Genomic DNA, 5,760 nt, shown 5'->3' with positions numbered 1-5,760 from the left:
ATGCGGGTGCTGGTGCGCCTTGCCGATGGCTCCGGCCTCGAAGACGACGCGGACGATCATCAGGTCGGGCCCATAGGCCATGATCTTGCGCTTCACGCCGGGCTCGGTCGCCTGCCAGGCGAAGTCGCGCTCATGCTGGAAGAAGGAGTTGAGACGCTCGCTCATCGTGCCAGCCAGCCTCCATCGACGGGGATGATCGCACCATGCACGTAGGCCGCCGCGTCGCTTGCAAGGAAGACGGCAGCCCCGCCGATATCCGAAGGCTTGCCCCAACGACCAGCCGGGATGCGGGCAAGGATGGCGGCGTTACGGTCGGCATCCTCGCGCAGGGCCTGCGTGTTGTTGCTCTCGACATAGCCGGGGGCGATCGCGTTCACATTGATGCCCTTGCCCGCCCATTCGCAGGCCAACAGCCGGGTCAGGCCGGCAAGCCCGCTCTTGCTCGCGGTATAGGAGGCGACGCGGATACCGCCCTGGAAGGAGAGCAGCGAGGCGATGTTGACGATGCGCCCGCTGCGGCCGGCCGCGAGCGCTGCCTTCGCAAAGGCCTGGGACAGGAAGAAACTCGCCTTGAGGTTCACGTTCATGACCTCGTCCCAGTCGCTCTCGCTGAAATCGAGAGCGTCGGCGCGGCGGATGATACCGGCATTGTTGACGAGAATATCGAGCGGACCGGCGGCTTCGCTGGCTCTGGTGACGGCCTCGGCTGCGATCCCGGGTTGCTGCAGATCGACGGCGAGCGGCAGGCAGCGTCCGCCGGCACTGGTGATCATTGCCACCGTCTCGGTCATGGACGAGCGGCCGGCGGCGACGACCGTGGCTCCGGCCTCAGCCAGCGACAGCGCAATGCCCTGGCCGATGCCGGTATTGGCGCCTGTGACGAGCGCCGTGCGCCCGACGAGATCGAAGGGCGCACGCGCAACCATCAGCGCAGCATCTCGACRGGCGCGGCGTCCATGTCGGTGAACTCGACATTGTCGCCGGCCATKGCCCAGACGAAGGCGTAGTTCGAGGTGCCGCAGCCGCAATGGATCGACCAGTTCGGCGAAATCACGGCCTGCTCGTTGGCGACGAGCAGATGCCGGGTTTCGGTCGGTTCGCCCATGAAATGGAAGACGCGATGGGCCGGGTCGAGGTTGAAATAGAGATAGGCTTCCATCCGCCGCGTATGGGTGTGGCAGGGCATGGAGTTCCAGACCGAGCCGGGCTCGAGTGCCGTCATGCCCATGACGAGCTGGTTGGTGCCGGTCGTGTTCGGCATGATGTATTGCCGGATGGTGCGCTTGTTCGAGGTCTCGGCCGAGCCGAGATGCAGCGTATTGGCATCCGACTGGCGGATGAGCTGATGCGGCGCCTCGCGATGGGCGGGGGCGCTGGTCAGGTAGAACTTGGCGGGGTTGGCCGGATCGGCGCTGGAGAAGCTGACCTCCTTCGCGCCCAGTCCGACATAGAGCGCGTCGAGGTTCGGCAGTGCGAACTGCTTGCCGTCGACGGTGACCGTGCCGGCGCCGCCGATATTGATTACCCCGAGTTCGCGGCGCGCCAGGTAGAAGGGCGTGCCGGTCGGAGCGAAGGGATCGAGCGTCAGCGGCTTGCTCACCGGGGTGGCGCCGCCGACGATCATGCGGTCGTAATGGCTGTAGGTCCGCGTCAGCTCACCCGGCACGAAGATGCGCTCGACCAGGAAGTCCTGACGCAGTGCCTCGGTGTCGTAGCGCTTCACATCGCGTGGATGCGCGGCCTGGCGTTCGTCGATCGAGCTCGCTGCGCTGGTCACAGGCGGTAGGCCTCCTTGGCCAGGCGATAGGCGAGGTCGTAGGCCACCTCCGCCGCCTCGTCCTCGCCGAGGCGATGCTCGGCGACGAGCTTGGCGAGATAGGTGCAGTCGCAGCGGCGAGCGACGTCGTGACGGGCCGGAATCGAGAGATAGGCGCGCGTGTCGTCGTTGAAGCCGACGGTATTGTAGAAGCCTGCGGTCTCCGTCGTGAGCTCGCGGAAGCGCAGCATGGCTTCCGGCGCGTCGAGGAACCACCAGCCGGGTCCGAGCTTCAAAGCGGGATAATGTCCGGCGAGCGGCGCGAGTTCGCGGGAATAGACGGTCTCGTCGAGCGTGAAGGCGATGACCGTCAGGTTGGGTTCGTTGCCCACCGCATCGAGCAGCGGCTTCAGTGCCGAAACGTAATCCACGCCGCGCGGGATATCGCAGCCCATATCGCGGCCGAAGGTTTCGAACAGCATCGGGTTATGGTTGCGGACGGAGCCGGGGTGGATCTGCAGGACGAAGCCGTCATCGAGGCTCATCTTCGCCATCTCGGTGAGCATCTGACCGCGGAACAGGTCGGCATCCTCGGCCGAGAACTTGCCCTTCAGGATCTTGGCGAAGAGCTTCTCGCTTTCGGCCTGCGAGAGATTTGCCGTGCGCGCGGTGGCGTGGCCATGGTCCGAGGAGGTCGCGCCGCGCTGTTTGAAATAGGCCCGGCGAGCGCGGTGGGCCGCGAGATAGCCGGTCCAGTTCGTGACATCTTCGCCGGTCAGCTCGCCGAACTGTGCGAGATTGTCCTTGAAGCCCTCGAATTCGGGGTCGACGACGCTGTCCGGCCGATAGGCCGTGACGACCTTGCCGCCCCAGCCGGATTCCCGGATCATGTCGTGCCATTTCAGGTCGTCGAGCGCGCCCTCGGTGGTCGCGATCGCCTCGATGTTGAAGCGCTCGAACAGGGCGCGGGGACGAAACTCCGGCTGCTCTAGCTTTTCGGCGATGCGGTCGTAGATGCGGTCCGCATTCTCCGGGCTCAGGCGCTCGTTGATGCCGAAGACCCCGGACAGGGCATGCTCGAACCAGAGCCGGGTCGGCGTGCCGCGGAACAGCCGCCAATGGCTGGCGAAGAGCCGCCAGATCGCGCGGGTATCGGTCTCGACCGGGCCGCCATCCTTGCGGGCGATGCCGAGCTGCTCGAGCCTGACGCCCTGCGAGTAGAGCATCCGGAAGATGTAATGGTCGGGCTTGACCAGCAGCGTCGCCGGATCCGGGAACGGCTTGTCCTCGGCGAACCAGCGCGGGTCGGTATGGCCGTGTGGCGAGATGATCGGGAGATCGCGAATCCCGGCATAGAGACGGCGCGCGATGCCTCGCGTCACCGGATCGGCAGGAAACAGGCGATCATCGTGCAGCAACATCAGCAATCTGTCCCGATAGGCCCGCGACTGTACGGGCGAGAAGCGTATCGGATCAATATACTAATATACTAGTATGTCAAAAGTGATTGTGGTAGCGCCTAAGGAGGGTGGCGCTCACAGGGCTTAGGCCGGAGCGTTCGGGAGACATGGGTGGCTGGGACGGGACGATGAACGAGCTCGCAGGCGGCCGCGGCCATGCGGCGGATAATCGACGCGAGCGCCGCCCCCTGGGGCGGGCCGTGGCTCCCGCCGGGCGCTCGACGGCCGCTTCACTGGTTCAGGACGATCTCCGACGCGCCATCCTCGCCATGGAGCTGAGGCCCGGCGTGCCGCTCTCCGAGAAGGAGCTGACGGCGCGCTTCGGCGTCAGCCGTACCCCGGTCCGCGAAGCGCTGATCCGTCTCAAGGAAGAGGGGCTGGTCGAGATCTTTCCGCAGGCGGGGACTTTCGTTGCGCGCATCCCGACCGGGGCTATTCCCGAAGCGGTCTTCATCCGGCAGGCGCTGGAATGCGCGACCGTGGAATTGCTTGCCCGCATCGCGACGCCGGAGGCCATCGCCCGACTTGATGCCACGGTCGCGCGCCTGCACGAAGCCTTCGATATCGGCGATCAGGAGAATTTCCATCTCGCGGACGAAGCCTTTCACGAGACGCTGGCCGATGCCGCCGGGTATCCCGGTATCTGGAAAATCGCACAGGCGGCGAAAAGCCAGATCGACCGCTGCCGACGCATGACCCTGCCGGTGCCCGGGCGCATGGCGATGGTGATCCGCGAGCACCTGTCGATCGTCGATGCCATCCGCAAGGGCCGCGCCACCGAGGCGGTTGCGGCGATGCGCACCCATCTCGGCACGCTCCTGCCCGATCTCGTGCATCTTCAGGCAAAGCATCCAGATTACTTCGTCTGACGCGATCGGTCTGTCGCGTGGACGAAACGGAAGAGCCGTCTTGCGCCGGGCCCATCTCCCGCGCCATCTTGCGCCGCGACATGCATGGGAGTGGCTGATGACGACGCGGCGTGACCTTCTTGCCGGAGCAGGCGCAGCCGCGCTGGCGGCCCAGTTGCCTTTCGTTGCTCTGGCGCAGGCCAAGGACAGCGTCATCATTGCGATGACGCTGGAACCGCCGACGCTCGACCCGACCTCGGGCGCGGCGCAGGCGATCCGCGAAGTTACCTTGCAGAACATCTTCGAAGGCCTGGTCAAGATGGACCGGACCGGCAAGATCGTGCCCTGCCTCGCCGAAAGCTGGGAGATCGCACCCGACAATATCACCTACAGCTTCAAGCTGCGGCGGGGCGCGACGTTCCATGACGGCACCCCGTTCAGCTCCGAACAGGTCAGGTTCTCGTTCGAGCGGGCCGTGGCTCCGGAATCGACCAACGCCCAGCGCCAGCTGTTCACGCCGATCGCGGAGATCGCGACGCCTGATCCGGCGTCCGTGGTCATCAGGCTGAAACAGCCGACGGCGAATTTCCTCTACGGTCTCGCCTGGGGCGATGCGGTGATCGTGGCGCCAGCGAGCGCCGCCAACAACAAGACCAATCCGGTTGGCACCGGCCCGTTCAAGTTCGTGCGCTGGAATCGTGGCGACAGGCTCGAGCTCGAACGCTTCGACGGCTATTGGGGGGAGAAGCCGACACTCGCCAAGGCGACCTTCCGCTTTATCGCCGATCCGCAGGCGCAGGTCGCCGCGTTGCGGGCCGGGGATGTCCACGCGCAAACCAATCTGGCGGCCCCTGAAGCCGTGCCGCAGCTCAAGGCTGATCCCAAGCTCAAGGTCAGTTTCGGCAAGACGGAGGGCGAGGTCATCCTCGCCATCAACAATGCCAAGGCGCCGTTCAACGATCTGCGCGTGCGTCAGGCGATCGCTCATGTGCTCGACCGCAAGACGATCGCGCTCGGGGTCTACGGCTTCGATGTCGACCTGATCGGCAGTCATTTCTCACCATTGCATCCGGCCTATATAGACCTGACCGGCACCTATCCGGTCGATATCCCCAAGGCCAAGGCGCTGCTGGCCGCGGCCGGCTTCCCGAACGGCTTCTCCTGCACGCTGAAACTGCCGCCGCCGACCTATGCCCGGCGTTCGGGCGAGATCATTGCGGCGCTGCTTGCGCAGATCGGCATCAACGCCTCGATCGAGCCGCTCGAATTCCCGCAATGGCTGGAGCGCGTCTTCCGCGGCAAGGATTTCGACCTGAGCGTGATCGCCCATACCGAACCGCTCGACATCAATATCTATGCCCGCGACGACTACTACTTCCAGTACAAGAACCCCGAGTTCAAGGCACTGATGGCGAAGATCGACGTCACCCTCGACGAGGGCCAACGCAATGAGATGTACAGGCAAGCCCAGCGCATCCTGGCGCGCGATGCGGTCAACGGCTTCCTCTTCATCCTGCCGAAGATCACGGTGACGGCGGCCGGGCTGGACGGGATGTGGACGGATTGGCCGCTCCCGATCACGCCGCTCGCCGAGGTGCGCTGGCGCTAGGTCGTGCTGTCGTTCCTGGCGCGCCGGTGCGTGGCGCTTGTCGCCACTCTGCTTGGTGCGGCGCTGGTGATCTTCATCGCGCTCGAG

At 65.3% G+C, this 5,760-nt stretch carries 5 protein-coding genes; 2 read left to right on the top strand and 3 right to left on the bottom strand.

Annotation, left to right across the window (positions count from 1 at the left end):
* Positions 1-161: 161 nt before the first annotated feature.
* Genes kduD through uxaC form a run of 3 tightly spaced genes read right to left on the bottom strand, consistent with a single transcriptional unit; the run spans position 162 to position 3,177 of the window.
* Positions 162-926, bottom strand: coding sequence for a 2-dehydro-3-deoxy-D-gluconate 5-dehydrogenase KduD (kduD, locus tag AC1DJT_RS33730; protein WP_441504428.1), 765 nt, complete (start codon positions 924-926; stop codon positions 162-164).
* Positions 926-1,777 (bottom strand): 5-dehydro-4-deoxy-D-glucuronate isomerase, encoded by an 852-nt coding sequence (kduI, locus tag AC1DJT_RS33725; protein ID WP_441504429.1) that lies wholly within the window; start codon positions 1,775-1,777, stop codon positions 926-928. Before kduI ends, kduD begins: the two co-directional genes overlap by 1 nt.
* The gene (gene uxaC, locus AC1DJT_RS33720; RefSeq protein ID WP_441504430.1) at positions 1,774-3,177 is read right to left on the bottom strand and encodes a glucuronate isomerase; all 1,404 of its coding nucleotides are present in this window, start codon (positions 3,175-3,177) and stop codon (positions 1,774-1,776) included. Before uxaC ends, kduI begins: the two co-directional genes overlap by 4 nt.
* Before the next feature lie 167 nt (positions 3,178-3,344).
* On the opposite strand from uxaC, the gene AC1DJT_RS33715 reads away from it, so the two are divergent.
* The gene (locus AC1DJT_RS33715) at positions 3,345-4,085 is read left to right on the top strand and encodes a GntR family transcriptional regulator (protein ID WP_441504431.1); all 741 of its coding nucleotides are present in this window, start codon (positions 3,345-3,347) and stop codon (positions 4,083-4,085) included.
* A 97-nt stretch (positions 4,086-4,182) separates the two neighbouring features.
* Positions 4,183-5,673 (top strand): ABC transporter substrate-binding protein, encoded by a 1,491-nt coding sequence (locus AC1DJT_RS33710; RefSeq protein ID WP_441504432.1) that lies wholly within the window; start codon positions 4,183-4,185, stop codon positions 5,671-5,673.
* Positions 5,674-5,760: the final 87 nt, after the last annotated feature.

This window comes from Allobosea sp. 05T422_2 (genome assembly GCF_056396265.1).
Note: the sequence above shows the minus strand (reverse complement) of the source record. Positions and strands in the feature narration are given on the sequence as shown.

Bases quoted from the DNA above. Each gene is read 5' to 3' on its own strand.
- kduD (WP_441504428.1), bottom strand. From the start codon at position 926: ATGGTTGCGCGTGCGCCCTTCGATCTCGTCGGGCGCACGGCGCTCGTC.
- uxaC (WP_441504430.1), bottom strand. From the start codon at position 3,177: ATGTTGCTGCACGATGATCGCCTGTTTCCTGCCGATCCGGTGACGCGA.
- AC1DJT_RS33715 (WP_441504431.1), top strand. From the start codon at position 3,345: ATGAACGAGCTCGCAGGCGGCCGCGGCCATGCGGCGGATAATCGACGC.
- AC1DJT_RS33710 (WP_441504432.1), top strand. From the start codon at position 4,183: ATGACGACGCGGCGTGACCTTCTTGCCGGAGCAGGCGCAGCCGCGCTG.